The sequence below is a fragment of the Streptomyces sp. TLI_171 genome (assembly GCF_003610255.1).
In the GTDB taxonomy this organism is placed as follows: domain Bacteria; phylum Actinomycetota; class Actinomycetes; order Streptomycetales; family Streptomycetaceae; genus Kitasatospora.
Window position 1 is genome coordinate 5,837,200 of sequence record NZ_RAPS01000001.1, and the last position, 20,090, is coordinate 5,857,289.

General features: G+C 73.7%; 19 protein-coding genes. 13 read left to right on the top strand and 6 right to left on the bottom strand.

Annotation, left to right across the window (positions count from 1 at the left end; all coding sequences use genetic code 11):
* Positions 1-209: 209 nt before the first annotated feature.
* Positions 210-980, top strand: a complete 771-nt coding sequence (locus BX266_RS26280) for a transglycosylase family protein (protein ID WP_099903724.1) — start codon at positions 210-212, stop codon at positions 978-980.
* 175 nt (positions 981-1,155) lie between these two features.
* Positions 1,156-1,497 carry a transglycosylase family protein gene (locus tag BX266_RS26285; protein WP_099903726.1) on the top strand — a complete coding sequence of 114 codons (342 nt, stop codon included), beginning with the start codon at positions 1,156-1,158 and terminating at the stop codon, positions 1,495-1,497.
* Between the two features lie 13 nt (positions 1,498-1,510).
* On the opposite strand, the gene BX266_RS26290 is transcribed toward BX266_RS26285, so the two are convergent.
* From BX266_RS26290 to BX266_RS26300, 3 genes are all read right to left on the bottom strand, one after another.
* Entirely contained in the window at positions 1,511-2,116 is a 606-nt protein-coding gene (locus BX266_RS26290; RefSeq protein ID WP_099903728.1) for a DUF4865 family protein, read from the bottom strand.
* Between the two features lie 34 nt (positions 2,117-2,150).
* Positions 2,151-2,750 carry a TetR/AcrR family transcriptional regulator gene (locus BX266_RS26295; protein WP_099903730.1) on the bottom strand — a complete coding sequence of 200 codons (600 nt, stop codon included), beginning with the start codon at positions 2,748-2,750 and terminating at the stop codon, positions 2,151-2,153.
* Between the two features lie 62 nt (positions 2,751-2,812).
* Positions 2,813-3,625: an MBL fold metallo-hydrolase gene (locus BX266_RS26300; RefSeq protein ID WP_099903732.1), complete on the bottom strand. Its 813-nt coding sequence runs from the start codon at positions 3,623-3,625 to the stop codon at positions 2,813-2,815.
* Between the two features lie 201 nt (positions 3,626-3,826).
* Here BX266_RS26300 and BX266_RS26305 point away from each other — a divergent pair, with 201 nt between their 5' ends.
* The 4 genes from BX266_RS26305 (at position 3,827) to BX266_RS26320 (ending at position 7,596) form a co-directional block, all read left to right on the top strand.
* Entirely contained in the window at positions 3,827-4,522 is a 696-nt protein-coding gene (locus tag BX266_RS26305) for an alpha-ketoglutarate-dependent dioxygenase AlkB (RefSeq protein WP_099903734.1), read from the top strand.
* A gap of 123 nt (positions 4,523-4,645) precedes the next feature.
* Positions 4,646-5,509: an acyl-CoA thioesterase II gene (locus BX266_RS26310; RefSeq protein ID WP_099903736.1), complete on the top strand. Its 864-nt coding sequence runs from the start codon at positions 4,646-4,648 to the stop codon at positions 5,507-5,509.
* 74 nt (positions 5,510-5,583) lie between these two features.
* Positions 5,584-6,372: a DUF1684 domain-containing protein gene (locus BX266_RS26315; protein WP_099903738.1), complete on the top strand. Its 789-nt coding sequence runs from the start codon at positions 5,584-5,586 to the stop codon at positions 6,370-6,372.
* A 147-nt stretch (positions 6,373-6,519) separates the two neighbouring features.
* The gene (locus tag BX266_RS26320) at positions 6,520-7,596 is read left to right on the top strand and encodes a LacI family DNA-binding transcriptional regulator (protein WP_399170494.1); all 1,077 of its coding nucleotides are present in this window, start codon (positions 6,520-6,522) and stop codon (positions 7,594-7,596) included.
* Between the two features lie 39 nt (positions 7,597-7,635).
* Here BX266_RS26320 and bla read toward each other — a convergent pair whose 3' ends face one another.
* Complete coding sequence (gene bla, locus BX266_RS26325; RefSeq protein WP_099903740.1) at positions 7,636-8,520, bottom strand: class A beta-lactamase; 885 nt, start codon at positions 8,518-8,520, stop codon at positions 7,636-7,638.
* Between the two features lie 157 nt (positions 8,521-8,677).
* Positions 8,678-11,575 carry a glycosyl hydrolase gene (locus BX266_RS26330; RefSeq protein WP_099903742.1) on the bottom strand — a complete coding sequence of 966 codons (2,898 nt, stop codon included), beginning with the start codon at positions 11,573-11,575 and terminating at the stop codon, positions 8,678-8,680.
* A 309-nt stretch (positions 11,576-11,884) separates the two neighbouring features.
* Here BX266_RS26330 and BX266_RS26335 point away from each other — a divergent pair, with 309 nt between their 5' ends.
* From BX266_RS26335 to BX266_RS26350, 4 genes are all read left to right on the top strand, one after another.
* A complete protein-coding gene (locus tag BX266_RS26335) occupies positions 11,885-13,192 on the top strand; it encodes an ABC transporter substrate-binding protein (RefSeq protein WP_099903744.1) in 1,308 nt (435 codons plus the stop codon).
* Between the two features lie 73 nt (positions 13,193-13,265).
* A complete protein-coding gene (locus BX266_RS26340) occupies positions 13,266-14,207 on the top strand; it encodes a carbohydrate ABC transporter permease (protein WP_099903746.1) in 942 nt (313 codons plus the stop codon).
* Positions 14,208-14,211: 4 nt separating this feature from the next.
* Complete coding sequence (locus BX266_RS26345; protein ID WP_099903748.1) at positions 14,212-15,090, top strand: carbohydrate ABC transporter permease; 879 nt, start codon at positions 14,212-14,214, stop codon at positions 15,088-15,090.
* A 123-nt stretch (positions 15,091-15,213) separates the two neighbouring features.
* Positions 15,214-16,647, top strand: coding sequence for a GH1 family beta-glucosidase (locus BX266_RS26350; protein ID WP_099903750.1), 1,434 nt, complete (start codon positions 15,214-15,216; stop codon positions 16,645-16,647).
* 69 nt (positions 16,648-16,716) lie between these two features.
* Here BX266_RS26350 and BX266_RS26355 read toward each other — a convergent pair whose 3' ends face one another.
* Entirely contained in the window at positions 16,717-17,190 is a 474-nt protein-coding gene (locus tag BX266_RS26355) for a cupin domain-containing protein (RefSeq protein WP_099903752.1), read from the bottom strand.
* A 119-nt stretch (positions 17,191-17,309) separates the two neighbouring features.
* Here BX266_RS26355 and BX266_RS26360 point away from each other — a divergent pair, with 119 nt between their 5' ends.
* From BX266_RS26360 to BX266_RS26375, 3 genes are all read left to right on the top strand, one after another.
* Entirely contained in the window at positions 17,310-18,248 is a 939-nt protein-coding gene (locus BX266_RS26360; protein ID WP_099903754.1) for a LysR family transcriptional regulator, read from the top strand.
* A gap of 135 nt (positions 18,249-18,383) precedes the next feature.
* Entirely contained in the window at positions 18,384-19,013 is a 630-nt protein-coding gene (locus BX266_RS26365; protein WP_099903756.1) for a TetR/AcrR family transcriptional regulator, read from the top strand.
* Positions 19,013-19,813, top strand: a complete 801-nt coding sequence (locus tag BX266_RS26375; protein WP_259464856.1) for a VC0807 family protein — start codon at positions 19,013-19,015, stop codon at positions 19,811-19,813. The genes BX266_RS26365 and BX266_RS26375 overlap by 1 nt, the downstream gene beginning before the upstream one ends.
* The last annotated feature ends 277 nt before the right edge of the window (positions 19,814-20,090 follow it).

Below are 20,090 nucleotides of genomic sequence, written 5' to 3' on the forward strand. Positions count from 1 at the left end.
CGCACGGACCGCCCCGGCTCACCCCGGACCGCGGACCGAGCGCCCACGGCGCGACGGCAGCCAGCCGCCGCCGGGGATGCGGACAGGTGGCCGGGGCGACAGCGGCACGTCCGACACGTGCCCGGTCGCCCACCGGACTTGGCGAGCGAACAGGGCCCCGCTGGGGCCTGGTTCCGCCTGCCCATCCCGGGAACGTCGAGAGGAATCTCATGATCTTCCGTAACGAGACCGCCGCTGCCACCACCGCCCCCAAGCGCAACCGCGTCCGCGCGGCCGTCGTCGGCGGCGCCCTGCTCGCCGTCCCGGTGGCCGGCCTCGTCACGGCCACCTCGGCCTCCGCCGCCGACGTCTCCACCTGGGACAAGGTCGCGATGTGCGAGTCGACCGGCAACTGGTCGATCAACACCGGCAACGGCTTCTACGGCGGTCTGCAGTTCACCTCCTCCACCTGGGCCGCCTTCGGCGGCACCGCCTACGCCCCGCAGGCCAACCTGGCCACCAAGGCGCAGCAGATCGCCGTCGCCGAGAAGGTGCTGGCCTCCCAGGGCCCCGGCGCCTGGCCGGTGTGCTCGGTCAAGGCCGGTCTGACCGCGGGCGGCGTGCCGGCCCAGGTCGACACCTCCTCCAGCTCCAGCAGCTCCTCCTCGACCTCGTCCTCCGCGAAGTCGAACACCGCCGCCTCGGACAACTCCGCCAAGGCCTCCCGCTCCGAGACCCGCGCCCAGGCCCCCAAGGCCGCCGCCCAGGAGACCACCTCCTCGGCCAAGCAGGACGCCCCGAAGCAGACCTGGAAGAACAAGTCCGCCGCGGCCACCAACACCGCCAAGTCCGGCGACACCTACACCGTGAAGTCCGGCGACACCCTGTCCAAGATCGCCGCCGGCCTCGGCGTCGACTGGCACGCGCTGTACAACAACAACACCGGTGTCGTCGGCGGCAACCCGGACCTGATCTACCCCGGCCAGGTCCTGTCCGTCTGACCTCCCGGTCACCCCTCGGAAGCCCCGCTTCCCCCGGGGATCACCCACTGATCCCCACCCTGTCGGCGTGAAGCCGCCACCCCGCACCCGGGGTGGCGGCTTCCGCCGTTACACCGCCACCCGGCCGGGGGTCTCCGGAGGGTGGCCGGGCGGCCGCCGTGCGTAGCGTCGGAGGATGCGGATACCTCTGTACGGCCGGGGACTGATCGCGCTGGCCCTGCTGCTCCCCGCGGGCGGCGCGCTCGCCCTCACCCGCCAGCCCACCCCCGACGTGGTGTGGGACCGCCTCGCGGACTGCGAGAGCGACGGCGACTGGCAGGCCGACACCGGCAACGGCTACTACGGCGGACTCCAGATCTGGCCGCCCACCTGGCGGGAGTCCGGCGGCCTGCGCTACGCGGACCGGCCCGACCGGGCGAGCCGGGCGCAGCAGGTCACCGTCGCCGAGGAGATCCTGCGCCGCCAGGGCTGGCAGGCGTGGGGCGGCTGCGCCCGGGAGATCGGCCTGCTGCCGTAGCGGCCGCCGGGCGTCACCAGGCGCGGCCCTCGGGAAGGCCGGCCAGCCCGGGCGCGGACAGGTGCGGCACCCGGTAGACCGCCCCGCCGGTGTCCGCCTCGGGCTCGGCCGCCCAGAGCACGAACCGGAGCAGCTCCCACCGGCTCGGGTCGAGCGCCAGCACGGCGGTGTGCACGCCCGGCCGCCGGGACAGCTCGCGCAGCTGCTCCGCCTCGGCCTCCACGTGCGCGGCGAGCGCGAGCGGGTCGGGGTCGGTGGGGACGGTGGTCAGCCGCCGGGTCGCGGTGGCGACCGGGGACCCGGCGGTGCGGGCCGGGCCGCCGAACTGGGCGAGGACGGTCCAGTGCTGGACGGCCGGCCGGCCGAAGTCGCGGACGATGTTGGCGAACCCGCCGCCGCCCACCAGGAACCGGGCCAGCTCCCCGTCCGAGCGCCACACGTAGAGCGGCGCGTACTCGTTGACGGGCGAGCCGTCCGCGCCGCGTTCCCGCAGCAGCCACGCCTTGAACCCGAGCCCCGCCCGGTCGTCCAGCAGCGGCGCACCGGCCGCGATCCGGCGGCGGATGACGTCCAGGTCGTAGTCGGCGGGCAGGGTGATCGCGTACTGCTTCGCGTGCACGGCGGGTGCCTCTCGGGTCGGGGGGAGGGGACGGTCAGGCGGGCGGCCGGCCGAGCAGGGCCAGCACGCCGGTGATCGCCCGGTCGAACGGGGCGGGGTCGCCGGCGGCGCGGGCCAGCACGTAGCCGCCCTGGAGCACGGCCAGGACGGTGGCGGCGGTGTCGTGCGGATCGACGGACGGCGGGAGCTCGCCGGCCTCCCGGCCCTCGGCGAGCACCTCCGCGAGGCGCTCGCGCAGGCGGCCGAGGGTCTGCTCGACGGGGGCCCGCAGCGCCGGGTCGGCCATCACGTCCGGGTCCTGGGTGAGCCGTCCGATCGGGCAGCCGCGCAGCACGTCGCGTTCGCGGCGCAGGTACGCGGTGATCCGGTCGAGCGGGGTGCCGGGGCCGGTGAGCAGGCCGTCGGCGCGGGCGCCCAGCTCGTCCGCGGTGCGGGTGATCGCGGCGAGGGCGAGTTCGGGCTTGCCCGCGAAGTGGTGGTACATGCTGCCCTGGCCGGCTCCCGCGCGCTGCTGGATGGCCCGGGGGCTGGTGCCGGTGTAGCCGCGCTCCCAGAGGAGTTCGCGGGTGCTCTCGACCAGCCGGTCGGCGGTGCTCGCCGCGTTCGGGGTTCTCGGGGTGTTCGGGGTGTTCACGGGGCAGCACTGTACATACCAGTAGGTACAGCGCGGTAGGGCGGACGGTCCGTCAGTTCGCCTCAGGCGTGCGCCGGTTCCATCCGGGCGGCCGCCACACCGGGCCGGACCACGGCCGGCAGCGCGGCGGCCGGGTACCGGCGCAGCAGGGCCGCCTCGACCTCGTCCGCTCCGGCGGGCTTGCCGAGTTCGGTCTCGAAGGCGCGCAGGTAGTCGCCGGTCCAGGCGACCGGGTCGGGGGTGTGGTCGGCGGCGGGCGTGGTCAGGAACCGGTGGCCGGCGACGGCGCGCTCCGGTTCCAGCGCGGCCATCTCGTCGAGCAGGCCGATCCACGCCTCGCGCTGCGCCGCGGTCGGGGTGTCGGCGATCCACGGATGGACGTTCAGCCACAGCAGCGGCCCGCCGAGCAGGGTGCGGCTGCGGTGCTCCCACAGGTAGTGGTGGTCGGGCAGGCCGAGGGACGCGCCGCGCAGCTCCAGCCGGTGGTCCTCCAGTTCGACGGCGTCACCCTCCAGCGGCTCGAACGCGACCAGCCGGGTGGGGAGTTCCGGCCCGAGGCCGGCCCAGGCGGTGTGCACCACCGGGTAGTCGCGCCCGATCCGGTCGAGGACCTGCGCGGGCGCCAGGAACCGGGCCTCGGGGAACTCGTCGCGCAGCACCTCCGCCGCCAGCCAGCAGTCCGGCGCGGAGTGGACCGCCAGCACGGCGGTCAGCCGCCGCCCCGACGTCCGGACCTCCCGCGCCAGCCGCCGCCCGTCCGAGAGCCGCAGCCCCGCACCGACCAGCACCGCCCGGTGCTGCCCCAGCACCAGTACCGCGGCCTTGTGCAGCGAGGCCTCGGGAAGGTCCACCACTCGGAACTCCAGCGCTTGCATCGCGCCTCCTCCGCCCGGACGGCAACACGCCCCCTCCCCAGGGTCCGCCGGGACGCCGAAGGCCGCACGTGGGAGACGGAGCCGGCCGGGAACGAGGCCGGGTGGTGTCGGGCCGGGAGGCGCGCGATCCGGGACACAGCGGGGTGGGTGGGCGGCGGTCGGGACGCCGGCAGGCCCCCGCCGGGATGCGAGCATGGAGGGATGAGCGGCAGCGGGGTGTTCGCGGGGGAGCTGTTCGGACGCGGGCGGGAGGAGCCGGGGCCCGGGGCGGTGCTGCTGCCGGGGTGGCTGGACGCGGAGCAGCAGCGGGAGTTGGTGGCGGCGTGCCGGGAGTGGGCGCGTCCGCCGGCGGGGATGCGGACGGTGACCCTGCCGACCGGCGGGGTGATGTCGGTGCGGACGGTGTGCCTGGGCTGGCACTGGTACCCGTACGGCTACGCGCGCACCGTGGTGGACGGCGACGGCGCGCCGGTGAAGCCGTTCCCGCCGCTGCTGGACGGGCTGGCCCGGCGGGCGGTCGCGGAGGCGTACGGGGAGCGGGCCGGGGAGATCGCGGGCGCGGCCGGCTACGCGCCGGACGTCGCGCTGGTCAACCACTACCCGCACGGCGCGAAGATGGGCCTGCACCGGGACCGCGAGGAGCGGGTGGACGCCCCGGTGGTGTCGCTGTCGCTGGGCGACAGCTGCGTGTTCCGGCTGGGCAACACCGCGACCAGGACCAGGCCGTGGACGGACCTGGAGCTGCGCAGCGGCGACCTGCTGGTGTTCGGCGGCGAGCTGCGCTTCGCGTACCACGGCGTGGTGCGGACCCTGCCGGGCACCGCCGACCCGGACCTGGGACTGGTCGGACGGCTGAACATCACCGTGCGGCAGTCCGGCCTGGACCGGAGCCGGTAGCCGGGCGGCGGTCAGCGTGCCGGAGGGCGGGAATGCCCGGTCGGCGCGGAGACTTGTGCTGGACGGAGAAGGCGTTCGGCGGCACACCCCTGCCCGCCCGGCCGCCAGGAGAGGGAGCGATACATGGGAACCCCCGTCGACCAGCTCGTCGACCTGCTCGACCTGGAGCGGATCGAGCTGAACATCTTCCGCGGCCGCAGCCCGGAGGAGGCGCTGCAGCGCACCTTCGGCGGGCAGGTGGCGGGCCAGGCGCTGGTCGCGGCGGGCCGGACGGTGGACGAGGACCGGCCGGTGCACTCGCTGCACGCGTACTTCCTGCGCCCCGGCGTCCCGGGCGTGCCGATCGTCTACCAGGTCGACCGGATCCGGGACGGACGCTCCTTCACCACCCGCCGGGTGCTGGGCATCCAGGGCGGGCGGTCGATCTTCGCGCTGACCGCGGACTTCCACAAGCCCGAACCGTCCGGCATCGAGCACCAGTTCCCGATGCCGCAGGTGTCCGCCCCGGAGGACCTGCCGAGCGCGCTGGACGAGGTCGGCGCCCGGCTCGGCGAGCTGCCGCCGTTCATCAGCCGTCGCCAGCCCTTCGACATCCGCTACGTGGACCGGCTGAAGTGGACCCGGGAGGAGCTGGACGGCGTCGAGGCGCGCAGCGGGGTGTGGCTGAGGACCAACGGCGCGCTGCCCGACGACCCGCTGATCCACGTCTGCGCGCTCACCTACGCCAGCGACATGACGCTGCTGGACGCCGTCCGCGCCCCCGTCGAACCGCTGTGGGGCGAACGGAACTTCGACCTGGCCTCGCTGGACCACGCGATGTGGTTCCACCGCCCGTTCCGGGCAGACGACTGGCTGCTGTACCAGCAGGAGTCACCGATCGCGCACGGTGCCCGCGGCCTGGCCCGCGGCGAAATCTACGACCGCAGCGGGCAGTTGGTGGTCTCCGTGATGCAGGAGGGTCTGTTCCGGCCCCTGGCCGGGCCCTGAACCGCAGGTGACGTCCGGTCGGGCACCGGGCGCCACCAGTCCCCGATGGCACGACCGACTTGGGAGGCAGTCCGATGACCGACACCGCAGCCGAGGCGTGGCAGCGCTGGACGGAGTCCCGGAGCGCCGCCGTCAGCGCCCCGCACGGGCCGCTGGCGCTGACCGGCACCCACTGGCTGGAGTCCGAACCGGGGAAACTCCCCGGCCTGCCGGGCCGCTGGTGGGCCGAGGACGGCCTGGTCTGCGCCGAGCTGGTCGCCGTCGACGGCGTCCGACTCGAGGGCGGGCAGCAGGAGTTGACCGGCCGGGTGGAGTTGCGGCCGGACACCGACCCGGGCGCGCAGATCGCCGTCGTCGACCAGTTGCGGCTGGTCCCGATCGAGCGCGAGGGCGAACTCGCGCTGCGGGTCTTCGACCCCGCCGCCCCGGCTCGGACCGCGTTCGCCGGGATCTCGGTGTACCCGTACGCGCCGGACTGGGCGGTGCCCGCCGTGTTCACCCCGTACGAGAGCGGCGAGCGGGCCGTGGTGGTGGAGAACGCGGACGGCCGGGCCCGGCCGCTGACCGTCACCGGGCAGATCGCGTTCACCCTGGCCGGGCAGCCGCACACGCTGACCGTCAGCGGCTCCGGCGGCCGGCTCAGCGGCGTCATCGCGGACGGCACCAGCGGACGGGGGACCTACCGGTTCCGGTTCGTCACGCTGCCCGCGCCGGACGCCGACGGGCACACCGTGCTGGACCTCAACCGGGCGTTCCTGCCGCCGTGCGCCTTCGCCGACCACTTCATCTGCCCGTTCCCGCCGCCCGGGAACCGGCTGAGCATCGCGGTCGAGGCGGGCGAACGGCAGGTGGTCACCGTCTGAACCGGGCCGACCGGTTTCTGGGAGCGCTCTCAGCCGGGTGCTGCGGGCGCTACCCTGGTCACAGAGCCAGCATTCGACACCCAGCATCGACAACAACACAGCCCCCACTGCGGTCAGGCGTGTGCGGACGGCGGAGAGGAGCCCACAGTGGCGGAGGCCGGAGCACAGGCGGAGCACCCGTCGGGGAGCGGGGGCGGCCCCGAGGCGGGCGCCCGCCCCACCCTGGAGTCGGTGGCCGAACGGGCCGGCGTGTCCAGGGCCACCGCCTCGCGGGTGGTCAACGGCGGCGCGGGCGTCCGGGCCGCGCTGCGCGAGAAGGTCCAGCAGGCCGTCGACGAGCTCGGCTACGTCCCCAACCTGGCCGCCCGCACCCTGGTCACCCGCCGCAACCGGGCGATCGGCGTGGTGGTCGCCGAGCCCGAGGCCCGGTTCTTCTCCGACCCGTTCTTCGCCCAGCACCTGCGCGGCATCAGCCGCGAACTGGCCGCCGCCGACAACCAGATGGTGCTGCTGCTCGCCGAGGACGAGAACGACCACGAACGGATCTGCCGCTACCTGGCCGGCGGCCACGTCGACGGCGTGCTGCTCTTCTCGCTGCACCGCTCCGACCCCACCCCGCAGACCGCGCACCGCCTCGGCCTGCCCTTCGTGATCGGCGGCCGCCCCGGCTGGCCCGGCGCCGAGTCCGACCGCGACCTGGTGTACGTCGACAACGACAACCGCGGCGGCGCCCGGCTCGCCGTCCAGCACCTGCGCTCGCTCGGCCGGACGCGGATCGCCACCATCACCGGCCCGCTCGACCAGACCTCCTCCGTGGACCGCCTCGACGGCTACCGGGACCAGCTGCCCGACGGCGACGGCGACCTGATCGCCGTCGGCGACTTCACCGCCGACGGCGGCATCCGCGCGATGAAGGAGCTGTTGGCCCGCCGCCCCGACCTCGACGCCGTCTTCGCGGCCTCCGACGCGATGGCCTCCGGTGCGCTCCGCGTCCTGCGCGCCGCCGGGCGCCGCGTCCCGGAGGACGTCGCGGTGGTCGGCTTCGACGACGTCGAGTCGATCGCGGCCTGGACGGAGCCGCCGCTGACCACGGTCCGCCAGGAGATCGAGGAGATGGGCCGCCTGATGACCCGCCTCCTGCTGCGCCGCCTCAACGACCCGTCGGCCTCCGCCCCCTCCTCGGTGATCATCCCGACCGGGCTGGTGGTCCGCGGGTCCGCCTGACGCCGGAGCCGCCTGACGCCGGAGCCACCTGACGCCGGGTCAGCCGAGCGCCGCGGCCACCGACCCGGCCGCGGCGGCGAGCAGCGGCTCGTCCGCGACGGCGCCCGGGTCGGGCTTGGTGGCGAGCACGGTGACGACGACCGGCGCGCGGTGCGGCGGCCAGGCGAGCGCGGCGTCGTTGGTGGTGCCGTACCCGCCGGTGCCGGTCTTGTCGGCCACCCGCCAGGTCGGCGGGAGCCCGGCGCGCAGGCGGGCCGCGCCGGTGGTGGTGCCGAGCAGCCAGGCGGTGAGCCGGGCGCGGTCCGGCGGGGCGAGGGCGCTGCCCAGGACCAGGCGGGCGTAGCTGCGGCCCAGCGCGGCGGGCGTGGTGGTGTCGGTGGGGCGGCCGGGCTCGGCGGAGTTCAGCGCGGGCTCCCAGCGGTCCAGCCGGGTGACCGGATCGCCGATCGAACGGCAGAACCGGGTGACGGCCGACGGCCCGCCGAGCAGCCGCAGCAGCAGGTTCGCGGCCGTGTTGTCGCTGAACTCGACGGCGGCGGCGCACAGTTCGGCCACGGTCAGGCTGCGGGTGAGCCCGCAGACGGGCGCATGGCCGGAGTCGACGACGTCCCGGTCGGTGTAGCGCACGGTCGCGGCGAGGTCGACCCCGGCCCGCAGCAGGGCGGCGACCGCCAGCGGCTTGAACGTCGAACACAGCGGGAACCGCTCGTCCGCCCGGTACCGGATCGTCGCACCGCTGCCGGTGTCGTGCGCGAAGACCCCCAGCCGCGCCCCGTGCGCCCGCTCCAGCCCGCGCAGGCGGCTGTCGAGGTCGTCGGCGGCCGCCCGCCCGGCGGCGGGCAGGACGGCGGCGGGCAGGACGGTGGCGAGGCCCAGGGCGGCGGCCCCGCCGAGCAGGTGACGGCGGGCGGGACGGACGGGCATCGGGCGCTCCTCGGGGCCGGGCGGCCGCCGTGCGGGCAGCCGTCCCCTTCCCGCTTTCCCCCTCCGGGGCCGGGCCCCACCTGGCCCAGCCCGGCCGGAACGCGGAACCGCCGGGGCCCCTGTCGGCGGGCCCCGGCGGCGTTCGGTGCGGGTCGGATCAGTCGAACGGGATCCGCAGGACGGACGCGTTGCCCTGGGCCTGGGTCGCACCGGTGCGGAGCTGGGCGGGGGCGCTGCCGAGGGCCGGCCAGATCTCCACGCGGACGGTGGCGTTGCTCAGGTTGGTGAGCGCGGCGCCCGTGCTGGACTGCAGGCCGGAGGCGGTGGCGCCGTAACGCTCCCAGCCGGGCACCGGGTCGGTGGCGAAGTAGCGGTAGGTCTCGGTCCGGTCGTACGTGCCGTCGCCGTTGAAGTCGTAGGAGACGCGGGCCTGTTGGGCCAGGGCGACGGTGGCGCCGGCGTCCACGTAGAGGTCGAAGTCGGTGCTGCCGCCGGCGCGCAGGGTGCCGGTGAGGTGGCCGGCGGTGTAGGTCAGCGGCTGGTAGGGGGTCCCGTCGTGGTTGGCGCCGCCGCCGGACGGGACGGTGCTGCTGGTCGCGCCGCTGCCGTAGGCGGTGGTGAGGGTGCCGCCGGGCTGCAGGTAGAGGGTGTTGGCCCGGGTCTGCGGCACGCTCGCACTGGCCGACGGGGACGGCGAGGCGGACGGCGAGGCCGAGGTGGAGGCGGACGGGGAGGGGGTGGGGGAGGAGGACGTGCCGCCGGTGCCGCCGTCCGGCTTGGTGCCGCGCTCGGAGGCGGTGGAGCGGGCCGGGACGGTCAGCGCGTAGCCGTCGGAGAAGTGCACGGTGCGGGCGGCGGTGGTGTAGTTGTGCGCCACGTGGGTGCGGGTGGAGCCGTTGGCGAACACCGCCGCGGTCGGGGTGTCGGCGGTGGTCGCCGGGTCCAGGGTGCCGAGCGTGGCGAGGTCGTAGATCCAGGCGTAGGTGTGCGCCTTGGACTCGCCCTCCTCCGGGGTGTAGCCGGCGTTCCCGGCGTCCCAGTCGGCCTTGGCGGCGGCCGGGTCGGTCAGCGCCTCGGCCTCCCACAGCAGGTCGCGCCAGTCGGTGAAGACGCCGCCGTTGCCGGACTTCAACTCGGCCAGGTTGGCGGCGAGGTCGTCCTTGCGGCGCGCCAGGTACAGCGAACCGGAGGTGACGGGAAGGAAGTTGATGCCGTGGATCATGCCGGGCGCGGCGGTCCACCAGGTGGAGTAGGCGGCGCCGGAGCCCCACACCATGCCGACGGTGCGGTGCTGGAAGTTGGCCGGGAAGACCTGGTGGTCGGCGTCGAACCAGTACTGCTGAACGGCGTTGGCCTCGGTGGTGTACAGGTAGACGCCGAGGTCGCGCAGCGCGGTGTCGCCGGTGGCGGCGCCGTACAGCAGCAGGCCGGCGCTGAAGTTCAGCGACTCGGAGGAGGACTCCTCGTTGTTGCCGGCCGCGAACCCGGCGTGGCCGGAGGCCCAGCCGTGGCCCTCGTAGGGGTCGAAGTTGCGGAGCCAGGGGAACCGGGCGTCGGTGCGGTCGGTGTTGGCGGCGTCCTTGGCGAGCAGCTTGACCATGCCGCCCCACTGGGCGTCGGCGGCCCAGGCGGTGTCGTAGCGGGCGACGGTGGCGGCGGCCTGCACGAAGTAGCCGTAGTGGAAGTGGTGGTCGTTGAGTTCGGCGTCGGTGCCGTAGGAGGCCGGGTAGCCGATCAGGGTCTTCCAGGTGGAGTCGTAGGCGAAGCCGGGTGAGCCGGTGCCGGCGAACCAGGTCTGCAGCTTGCCCTTCATCAGGCCGAGCATCTTGTCGCGCACCGCGGTGTCACCCAACTGGTCCGCTACGGGCACGAGTTGGGCGAGACGGCCGAGCGCCTTGCCGGTCCAGTAGGTGTCGGTGGCGGCGTTGAACGGGTCGCTCGCGTCGGCGACCTGGTGGAGGTAGCCGTCGAGCGCGGCGCGGTCGTACGCGCCGACGTCGGGCAGCGAGGGGAGCACGCCGGTGACGGACTGCACGGTGCTGAACGAGGAGCCCTGGCGGATCTTCATGGTGCCGCGCGGGGAGGTGTACGTCAGGGCGGTCAGCGCGTCCGGGGTGGCCTGCCACTGCTGCGGGTAGAGCGCCAGCAGGGTGCCGGTGCCGGTGCCCTCCTGGGCGGCGGTGGTGGCGGTGAAGGTGGTGGTGAGCCTGCCCGCGGCCTCGTCGTAGGTCCAGCCGACCCTGGTGTCGGTGACGAAGTTGTAGGCGTACGTGCGGAACAGCGCGAGGTCGGCGGTGGAGGGCAGCAGCGCGACCGAGTAGTAGTCCTTGCTGCCGAGGTTCGCCGTCACGGTGCTGCCGCTGACGCTCCAGCTGCTGCCGGTGGGCGCGAACAGGCCGTAGTTGTGGCCGGCCACGGTGATGCCGAGGACGTTGCCCTGGCTGGCGAACACGGTGGGCGCCGAGGCGGTGGTGACCTGGGCGGCGCCGCCGGTGGCGTGCGCGTACACGTACGGCAGGCCGTGTCCGACGGTGGCGCTGAAGGTGTGCGAGCCGTCCGCCCAGTACGGGGTGACGGTCCAGTCCGACCAGCCGTCGACCTTGGTGTCGGGGGAGTTCAGGCCGGCCACGCCCAGGGTGAGGTCCCGGGTGTGGGTGTAGTCGTACTGCCGGCCGTCGGAGGTGACGGTCGGCGTGGTGGGGTAGCCGACCTCCAGGCCCGCGGCCTGCGCCTTGAAGGTCATCGGGTGCGCGTACAGGTTCTCAGAGTACGGGTTGCCCGCGTAGCGCTGGTAGATCAGCGAGGACCACCAGTCGTTGGTGGGGGCGGCCTGGCCGGCCATCCGCGCGGTGACCTTGGGGGCGACGGGCGCGCCGTCGGAGTTGGTGGGGCCGACCGTGCCGGCGGGGCGGGAGTCGGTGTATCCGCCGAGGCCGACCCGGACGGTGGCGGCGGAGGCGGTGCCTGCGCCGAGTGCGGCGGTCAGGGTCGCCGCGGCGGCCAGCGCCAGCGTGGTCAGGGCGGCCGTGGGGCCGCGCAGGGAGCGGAGCTTCATGATCGTGTCCACCTCGAGTGGGGGGCGGGCGGGTGAGGATGAGAGCGCTCTCAGCCAGCGGACCGTAATGGCGGGCCTGAAGGGGTGTCAACTGCCCGGGCGGAGACTGTTGCGTTCAGAAGTCGAATGACCTGGTCCTTGTCATCGGGAGATTACGTTCAGGTTTCGAGGGCTTGACGGGCGAACTTCTGGCCCGGCACTCTCTCGACATCGGTTGAGAGCGCTCTCAGAAACTGGGCGCCCCGCCGATCGGCACCAGCTTCCTTCTGCACTCCACCCACGCTCCCGCCCCGCCCTGGAGGCATTCGCATGGCTACCCCGAGAGTCCGCCGCTCCACCGCTGCCCTGGGCAGCACCGTCCTCGCCACCGCGCTCCTGCTCACCGCCTGCAGCAGCTCCGGCGGCACCGGGTCCAAGGACTCCGCCGACGGCAAGGTGACCCTCACGGTGGACCTGTTCGGCACCTTCGGGTTCAAGGAGGCCGGGCTGTACGACGAGTACATGAAGCTCCACCCGAACGTCACCATCAAGCAGACCGACACCCAGGACGAGGGCCAGTACTGGCAGGCCCTGCAGACCAAGCTCGCGGGCGGCGGCGGCCTCGCCGACATCCAGGGCCTGGAGGTCGGCCGGGTGGCCAGCGTGGTGAAGAAGCAGGCCGACAAGTTCACCGACCTCAAGACGCTCGGCATCGGCGACGTCAACGACGGCCTGGTCGACTGGAAGGGCGCCGCGATCAAGACCGCGGACGGCAAGGTGCTCGGCGCGGGCACCGACATCGGCCCGGAGGCGATCTGCTACCGCACCGACCTGTTCAAGGCCGCGGGCCTGCCCACCGACCGCACCGAGCTCGCCGCCAAGTGGTCGACCTGGCAGGGCTACCTCGACCTCGGCAAGCAGTACGCCGCCAAGGCCGAGGCCGGAAACGCCTGGACCGACAGCGCCGCCGGCATGTTCACCGCCGAGGTCGGCCAGCAGAAGGTCCGCTACTCCGACGAGTCCGGCAAGGCCGTGTACGACAGCAGCCCGGCCGTGCAGACCGCCTGGGCCGACGCCACCAAGCTGGTCGCCGACGGCCTGTCCGCCAAGCTCGCCCAGTGGACGCCGGAGTGGAACAAGGCGTTCACCACCGGCAAGTTCGCCACCCTGTCCTGCCCCGCCTGGATGATCGGCTACATCAAGGGCCAGGCCGGCGAGGGCGCCACCGGCAAGTGGGACATCGCGGCCGGCCCCGGCAAGACCGGCAACTGGGGCGGCTCCTACCTGGCGATCCCGCGCACCGCCAAGCACCCCAAGGAGGCCGCCGAGCTGATCAAGTGGCTGAACGCCAAGGAGCAGCAGGCCACCCTGTTCACCAAGCAGGGCTCCTTCCCGTCCTCCACCGGCGCCCAGGAAGCCATCAAGGACGTCAAGGACCCGTACTTCAACAACGCCCCGATCGGTCAGATCTTCAGCGAGTCCGCGAAGGCGATGCCCGCGCAGGTGCTCGGCACCGACGACGGCGTGATCGGCAAGGCGTTCACCGACGCCCTCGGCGAGGTGGAGCGCACCAACACCGCGCCGGACACCGCCTGGAAGCACGCGCTGGACAACGTCAAGAAGGCCAACGGCAACTGACGACCCGTCACCTCACGCGCACCGGCCCGCCGCTCACCCGGCGGGCCGGGCGCCCCGTCGAAGGACCCCGCCCATGGCCCTCAGCTCCACCGCCCGGCTGCCCGCCGCCAAGTCCGCCGGGCCGGCCGGCCGCACCCGTCGCCGGCTCGCCCCGTACGGCTTCCTCGCCCCGTTCTTCGTGCTGTTCGCCGCGTTCGGCCTGTTCCCCCTGCTTTACACCGCGTACGTGTCGCTGCACCGGGTCGAACTGCAGACCTCCGAACAGATGGACTGGCTCGGGCTGCAGAACTACACCAGGCTGCTCGACGACCCGTTCTTCTGGAACGCGCTGCGCAACACCTTCACCATCGGCGTGCTCTCCACCGTCCCGCAGCTGCTGATCGCCCTGGGCCTGGCCCACCTGCTCAACTACCGGCTGCGCGGCCGCACCTTCTTCCGGGTCGCGATGCTGATGCCGTACGCCACCTCGGTCGCCGCCGCCACCCTGGTGTTCGCGCAACTCTTCGGCCGCGACTACGGGTTGATCAACTGGACGCTGAGCAGCCTGCGCATCCACCCGGTCGACTGGCAGGCCAGCACCTGGGCCTCGCAGTTCGGCGTCTCCGCCATCGTCACCTGGCGCTGGACCGGCTACAACGCGCTGATCTACCTGGCCGGCATGCAGTCCATCCCGGGCGAGCTGTACGAGTCCGCGGCCGTCGACGGCGCCTCCCGCTGGCAGCAGTTCCGGCACGTCACCATTCCGGGGCTGCGCCCCACCATCGTCTTCACCGTGGTCGTCTCCACCATCGGCGCCACCCAGCTGTTCGGCGAACCCCTGCTGTACGAGGGCAACTCCGGTGGCGGCATCTCGCACCAGTACCAGACCCTCGGCCTGTACCTGTACGAGCAGGGCTGGACGTTCTTCCACCTCGGCCGGGCCGCCGCCGTGGCCTGGGTGATGTTCCTGCTGATCGTCGTACTCGCCCTGCTCAACGCGGCGATCGCCGCCCGCCGCAACCGCACGGACCGGTGACCCGATGACCCACGTTCTCGACAAGCCCCTGGCCGCGGCCCGCAGTTCGGTCCGCAAGGCGCGCTCCCCGCTGCACGGCGGTCCGCTCGCCTACGCCGTGCTGATCGGCGCCACCCTGCTCGCGGTGTTCCCGTTCTATTGGACGCTGGTCGCCGCCAGCCGCTCCAACTCCGAACTCAGCGCCGCCACCCCGGCGCTGACCCCCGGGCCGAACCTGTTCCACAACCTCGGCGAGGCGCTCGACCAGGCCGCCATCGGCACCGCGCTGATCAACTCGCTGATCGTGTCCAGCGTGGTCACCGCGGGCGTGGTGCTCTCCTCCACGCTCGCCGGATTCGCCTTCGCCAAGCTGCAGTTCAGGGGCCGGCGGGCGCTGCTCGCGCTCACCGTCGGCACCATGATGATCCCGCCGCAGCTCGGCGTGATCCCGCTGTTCATGGTGATCGTCAAGCTCGACCTGCAGAACAAGCTGCCCTCGGTGATCCTGCCCTCGCTGGTCTCCGCGTTCGGCGTGTTCTTCATGCGCCAGTACCTGGTGCAGGCGCTGCCCGACGAACTCGTCGAGGCCGGCCGGGTGGACGGCGCCTCGCTGCTGCGGATCTTCCGCTCCATCGTGCTGCCCGTCGCCCGCCCCGGCATGGCCGTGCTCGGCATGCTCACCTTCATGGCGACCTGGAACGACTTCTTCTGGCCGATCGTCGCCCTCAGCTCCCAGAACCCCACCGTCCAGGTCGCGTTGAAGTCGCTCGGGCAGGGCTACGTGCCCGACCAGTCCGTGGTGATGGCCGGCACGCTGCTCGGCACCCTGCCCGTCCTGGTGGTGTTCGCGCTGCTCGGGCGACAGATCGTCGGCGGCATCATGCAGGGCGCCGTCAAGGGCTGACCGGGCCCCGGCGCCGCCCGCCGGCCACCGCTCGTGGGCGGCCGTACCCGCTGCCCCGCCGCCACGGGCCGACCTCCGAGGCCACGGCCGACCAACCCTCAACTCCGCTATCCGGAAGGCGACATGACCGTCGACACGCTACCCCAGGCCGCCCCCGCCGTGCCCGCCCGCTTCCCGGCCGGCTTCCTCTGGGGCGCCGCCACCGCCGCCTACCAGATCGAGGGCGCCGCAGCCGAGGACGGCCGCACCCCCTCCATCTGGGACACCTTCAGCCGCCGGCCCGGGGCCGTCCGCAACGGCGACACCGGCGACATCGCCGCCGACCACTACCACCGCTACCGCGACGACGTCGCGCTGATGACCGAACTCGGCCTCGGCGCCTACCGGTTCTCGCTCTCCTGGCCGCGCGTGCAGCCCGGCGGCCGCGGCCCCGCCAACCGGGCCGGACTCGACTTCTACGACCGCCTGGTGGACGAGCTCCTCGGCGCCGGCATCACCCCCGTCGCCACCCTCTACCACTGGGACCTGCCGCAGGAGCTCGAGGACGAGGGCGGCTGGACCAACCGCGACACCGCGTACCGGTTCGCCGAGTACGCGACCATCGCCGCCCAGCGCCTCGGCGACCGCGTCCCGACCTGGACCACCCTCAACGAGCCCTGGTGCAGCGCCTTCCTCGGCTACGGCAACGGCGTCCACGCCCCCGGCCGCACCGACCACCGGGCCGCCCTCACCGCCCACCACCACCTGCTGCTCGCCCACGGCCTCGGCACCGCCGCGCTGCGCACCGAGCTCCCGGACACCGCCCAGGTCTCGCTGACCCTCAACCTGGCCGCCGTCCGACCGCTCAGCACCGACCCCGCCGACCTGGACGCCGCCCGCCGGATCGACGGCCTGGCCAACCGGATCTTCCTCGACCCGGTGTTCCACGGCCGCTACCCGCAGGACGTGCTCGCCGACACCGCCGACGTCACCGACTGGTCCTTCGTCCACGACGGCGACCTGGCCGAGATCTCCCGCCCGATCGACTCCCTGGGCATCAACTACTACACCCCGACCGTGGTCGCCGCCGAGCAGACCGACGGCGACCCGGACGGCCCCCGCGGGGACGGCCACCAGGGCGACAGCCCCTGGCCCGCCGACCACGGCATCCGCTTCCTGCCCGCCGCCGGCACCCGCACCGCGATGGGCTGGCCGGTCGACGCCGACGGCCTGTACGAACTCCTCACCCGCCTGCGCGACGACCTCCCCGGCGTCCCGCTGCTGGTCACCGAGAACGGCGCCGCCTACGAGGACTACACCGACCCCAGCGGCGCCGTCCACGACCCCGAGCGGATCGACTACCTGCACGGCCACCTCGGCGCCGTCCACCGCGCCATCGCCGACGGGGCCCCCGTCCAGGGCTACTTCCTGTGGTCCCTGCTCGACAACTACGAGTGGGCCTACGGCTACAGCAAGCGGTTCGGCATCATCCACGTCGACTTCGCCAGCCAGCGCCGCACCCTCAAGGACAGCGCCCACTGGTACGCCCGCGTCATCCGGGAGGGCCGGCTGCCGTAGCGGCGCCTCCCCCCGGCCGCTGAAGCCGTCCGTCCGGGTCCGGTCCTCGTCCGGCCCCGACGGACGGCTTCAGCGCCAGGCCGGCCCGCCGTCCAGGTGCACGTCGAACCGCTCGTGCTGCCCGTCCATGGCCGACCAGTCGGCCTCGCCGCGGGCGATCCGCCCCAACCGCCGGAAGTACCCGAAGCGTTCGACGCCCGGGGTGAGCACCGCCAGGAACGATGCCGGGCCCGCCGCCGACGCCCCGAACGCGTGCACCGCGCCCGGCGGCACCACCACCAGCCCGCCGACCGGGACGGGCACCAGGTGGCCGTCCAGCAGGAACTCCATGGTTCCCGCCAGGACGTGGAACAGCTCGGTGGACCGGCGGTGGTGGTGCGGACGCGTCCCGTCCGCGCCGGCGGGCAGCCGCAGCGTGTTCGCACCGAACAGCCCGGCCGTGCGCAGTGAGTCCTCCAGGAGCCGGAACTCGCCACCACCGGGCAACCCGACAGCCTCGACCTGCTCGGGCCGGACGACCAGGGGAACCGTGAATGCAGTCATGGCCCCAGTCCACCGCGGGAACAGCCGCTGTCCAAGCGGCAGTTCACGAAGGGTGGGATCACCCGGAGTGAACGGACGAGGGGCCCGGCCGGGGCGGCCGAGCGGGAGCGGGGGCGGGCGTGGAACTGCGGCAACTGGAGTACCTGGTGGCCATCGTCGAGGAGGGCGGCTTCGGGCGCGCGGCCGAACGGCTGCACGTGGTGCCTTCCGCCGTGAGCCAGCAGATCGGCCGGCTCGAAAGGGAGTTGGGCTCCAGCCTGTTCGACCGCAGCACCCGGCGGGTACGGCTGACCGCCGCCGGGGAACGCCTGCTCCCGCACGCAGAGGCAGTGCTTGCGGCGGCCCGGGACCTGACGCACCGGGCGGCCCTGCTGGCGGACGACACCGCGCGGACGATCCGGCTCGGCAGCAGCCGGGCCTTCGCCTCCCGGGTGCACCTGGCCCTGGACCGCCTCGCGGAGGCCGCACCGCACTGGCGGACGACGGTCCGACAGGACGCCCGAGCCCTCCGCATCGCGGCCCTGCGCAGCGGGGAGCTGGACGCCGCGCTGGTTCGCGGCGTCGGACCCGCGGAGGCCAGGGCGGCCGGGTTGCACGCCGTGCCGGTGTGGACGGACCCGCTGGTGGTGGCACTGCCGGCCCGCCACCCGCTTGCCGCGCGTCCGCACCTCGGCCCGGCCGACCTGGCAGGCCTTCCGCTGCGACTCGCCCCGCACCGGCACAACCCCGGCTTCCACCAGCTGGTGCGCCGGACCTTTGCCGCCGCCGGCCTCGAACCCGCGTTCGGCCCCGCGTTCACCACCTTGCAGGAGAGCCTGGCGGCCGTCGCCGCCGCCCAGGAGCCGCCGTCCTGGACGCTGTTCGACCCGATCGGCCCGCCGCCGCCCCACAGCGCGCGGATCGTCCTCCGTCCCTGGCGCGGGCCGGGCTCCACGACCGTTCTGCTCACGCCGGGGACCGGTGAGCCCCCGGGGCCGGGTCTCGCCGCGCTGACGGCGGCGCTCCGGGACAGCGTCGGGACGCCGGTGATCGCCGACAAGACGGCCGGCCTGCACTGATGCTGACGGGCCGTCACTGAGGGCGGCGTCTGACGGTTGCTTGCTCGCCCAGATTCTTGCTCAGGTGAGCAGAGAGGGCTATCTTCTTGCTCGGGCGAGCAAGAGCTGGCTCGGGCGAGCAGAGAGGGGTGCTCGGTGGGGCGCACGTTCACCGAATCGGCGCGACGGCAGCAGATCGTGGCGGCCGCCATCGAGGTGATCGCGGAGGCGGGGTACGCCAAGGCGTCGTTCGCGCGGATCGCCAAGCAGGCCGGCCTGAGCAGTACCGGGATGATCTCCTACCACTTCAAGGGCAAGGACGACCTGCTGCGCGAGGTGGTGGCGGAGGTGCTGCGGGTCGCCGAGGCGTACATGCTGCCGAGGATCGACGCGGCACTGGGTCCGCGCGGGCGGATGCGGGCCTTCATCGAGTCCAACATCGAACTGGTGGCCGCGCATCCGCGGGAGCTGGCGGCGCTGGTGGAGATCCTCGGCAGTCAGGCGGACGACGCGGAGGGGCAGTTCGCCGCGAGTCGGCGGGCCGTCATGGACTTCCAGGAGCAGTTGGTCCGCAAGGCGCAGGAGGACGGCGAGTACGGCCCGTTCGACGCCCGGGTGCTGGTGACGGCGGTCCGCGGGGCGATCGACGCGGTGCTGGTGCGGGTGCTGCGCGAGCCGGAACTCGACGTGGCCACCAGCGCACGGGAGTTGGCGGATCTCTTCGACCGGGCGGTCCGTCCGGCGGAGGTCTGCATGGAAGCGCATCGGATTCTGGGGGAAGAGTGATGAGCGAACAGCAGGTGCGGGCGGAAGCGGTCGGGGCAGCGGGGGCCGGGGCCGGGGCGACGGCCGAGTCGGCCGGAGCGGTGGGGGAGGCGGTGGCGGCCCGGGCGGAGCTGCCGCGCGGCGCGGACGGGCGGGTGGACTGGGCGGCGTACGCGGGCGACGGGGCGACGCCGAAGGAGCGGGCGGCGCGCGGGAAGCGGCAGTTGCTGCGGTCGCTGCTGTTCGAGCTGGGCGTGCCGTTGGCCGCCTATTACGTGTTGCTGGGCCTGGGCGCCGGGCAGTGGGCGGCGATCACGCTGAGCGGCCTGGCCGCCCTGCCGTGGCTGCTGTACGGCCTGGCCAGGAACCGGCGGTTGGACCCGATGCCGGTGTTCGCGCTGGTGCTGATCGCGGTGGGTGCGCTGCTCTCGGTTGTCACCGGCAGCCCGCGGGTGCTGCTGGTGCGTGACAGCTGGGTGTTCGGCGTGATCGGCCTGTGGGTGCTGGGCAGCCTGCTGACCCGCCGTCCGTTCATGCTCGGGGCGGGCCGCTCGGTGGTGGCCGCGAAGATCGGCCCGGTCGGCGCGGACGCCTGGGCCGGCCAGTGGCAGTACGACGCGGTCTTCCGCCGTCACCTGCGCCTGCTGACCGTGGTGTGGGGCTGCGGCTTCGCGCTGGACGCCCTGGTGCGGGTGGCGTTCGCGCTGACGCTGCCGATCGGCGCGGTCCCGCTGGTGAACACCCTGCAGTGGCTGGCGGTGCTGGGCGGCCTGTTCGGCTTCCACTTCTGGTACATCAGGCGCCACGGCCTGGAGGTCTGAGGCCGGGAGGTCGGGCCCGCCGCACCGCCGCATGTAGTGACTGACAGTCAACAGCGCTGCAGAAAACCAGGTTTGACGTCCGACAGTGGAAATCCCGGTGACGGCGGCGGCCGGGCGTGCCTAGACTCGGCTCGCCGCAAGACGCCCGGGCCGGATGGCCGTCGGGCGCACCGTGACGTGGAGAGGGAGGGACCGGCCGTGCGCAGCACCGCTGTCGTCGTTCCCCCGTCGCGGTTCGAGGTGATCCTGGTGTCCTCGGCAGGCCGGCGCCCGCTGC

Excerpts from the sequence above, each read along its gene's own strand:
- BX266_RS26310 (WP_099903736.1), top strand. The coding sequence starts at position 4,646 with ATGGGAACCCCCGTCGACCAGCTCGTCGACCTGCTCGACCTGGAGCGG.
- BX266_RS26300 (WP_099903732.1), bottom strand. The coding sequence starts at position 3,625 with ATGCAAGCGCTGGAGTTCCGAGTGGTGGACCTTCCCGAGGCCTCGCTG.
- BX266_RS26375 (WP_259464856.1), top strand. The coding sequence starts at position 19,013 with ATGAGCGAACAGCAGGTGCGGGCGGAAGCGGTCGGGGCAGCGGGGGCC.
- bla (WP_099903740.1), bottom strand. The coding sequence starts at position 8,520 with ATGCCCGTCCGTCCCGCCCGCCGTCACCTGCTCGGCGGGGCCGCCGCC.
- BX266_RS26355 (WP_099903752.1), bottom strand. The coding sequence starts at position 17,190 with ATGACTGCATTCACGGTTCCCCTGGTCGTCCGGCCCGAGCAGGTCGAG.
- BX266_RS26315 (WP_099903738.1), top strand. The coding sequence starts at position 5,584 with ATGACCGACACCGCAGCCGAGGCGTGGCAGCGCTGGACGGAGTCCCGG.
- BX266_RS26345 (WP_099903748.1), top strand. The coding sequence starts at position 14,212 with ATGACCCACGTTCTCGACAAGCCCCTGGCCGCGGCCCGCAGTTCGGTC.
- BX266_RS26350 (WP_099903750.1), top strand. The coding sequence starts at position 15,214 with ATGACCGTCGACACGCTACCCCAGGCCGCCCCCGCCGTGCCCGCCCGC.
- BX266_RS26330 (WP_099903742.1), bottom strand. The coding sequence starts at position 11,575 with ATGAAGCTCCGCTCCCTGCGCGGCCCCACGGCCGCCCTGACCACGCTG.
- BX266_RS26285 (WP_099903726.1), top strand. The coding sequence starts at position 1,156 with ATGCGGATACCTCTGTACGGCCGGGGACTGATCGCGCTGGCCCTGCTG.
- BX266_RS26335 (WP_099903744.1), top strand. The coding sequence starts at position 11,885 with ATGGCTACCCCGAGAGTCCGCCGCTCCACCGCTGCCCTGGGCAGCACC.
- BX266_RS26280 (WP_099903724.1), top strand. The coding sequence starts at position 210 with ATGATCTTCCGTAACGAGACCGCCGCTGCCACCACCGCCCCCAAGCGC.
- BX266_RS26340 (WP_099903746.1), top strand. The coding sequence starts at position 13,266 with ATGGCCCTCAGCTCCACCGCCCGGCTGCCCGCCGCCAAGTCCGCCGGG.
- BX266_RS26305 (WP_099903734.1), top strand. The coding sequence starts at position 3,827 with ATGAGCGGCAGCGGGGTGTTCGCGGGGGAGCTGTTCGGACGCGGGCGG.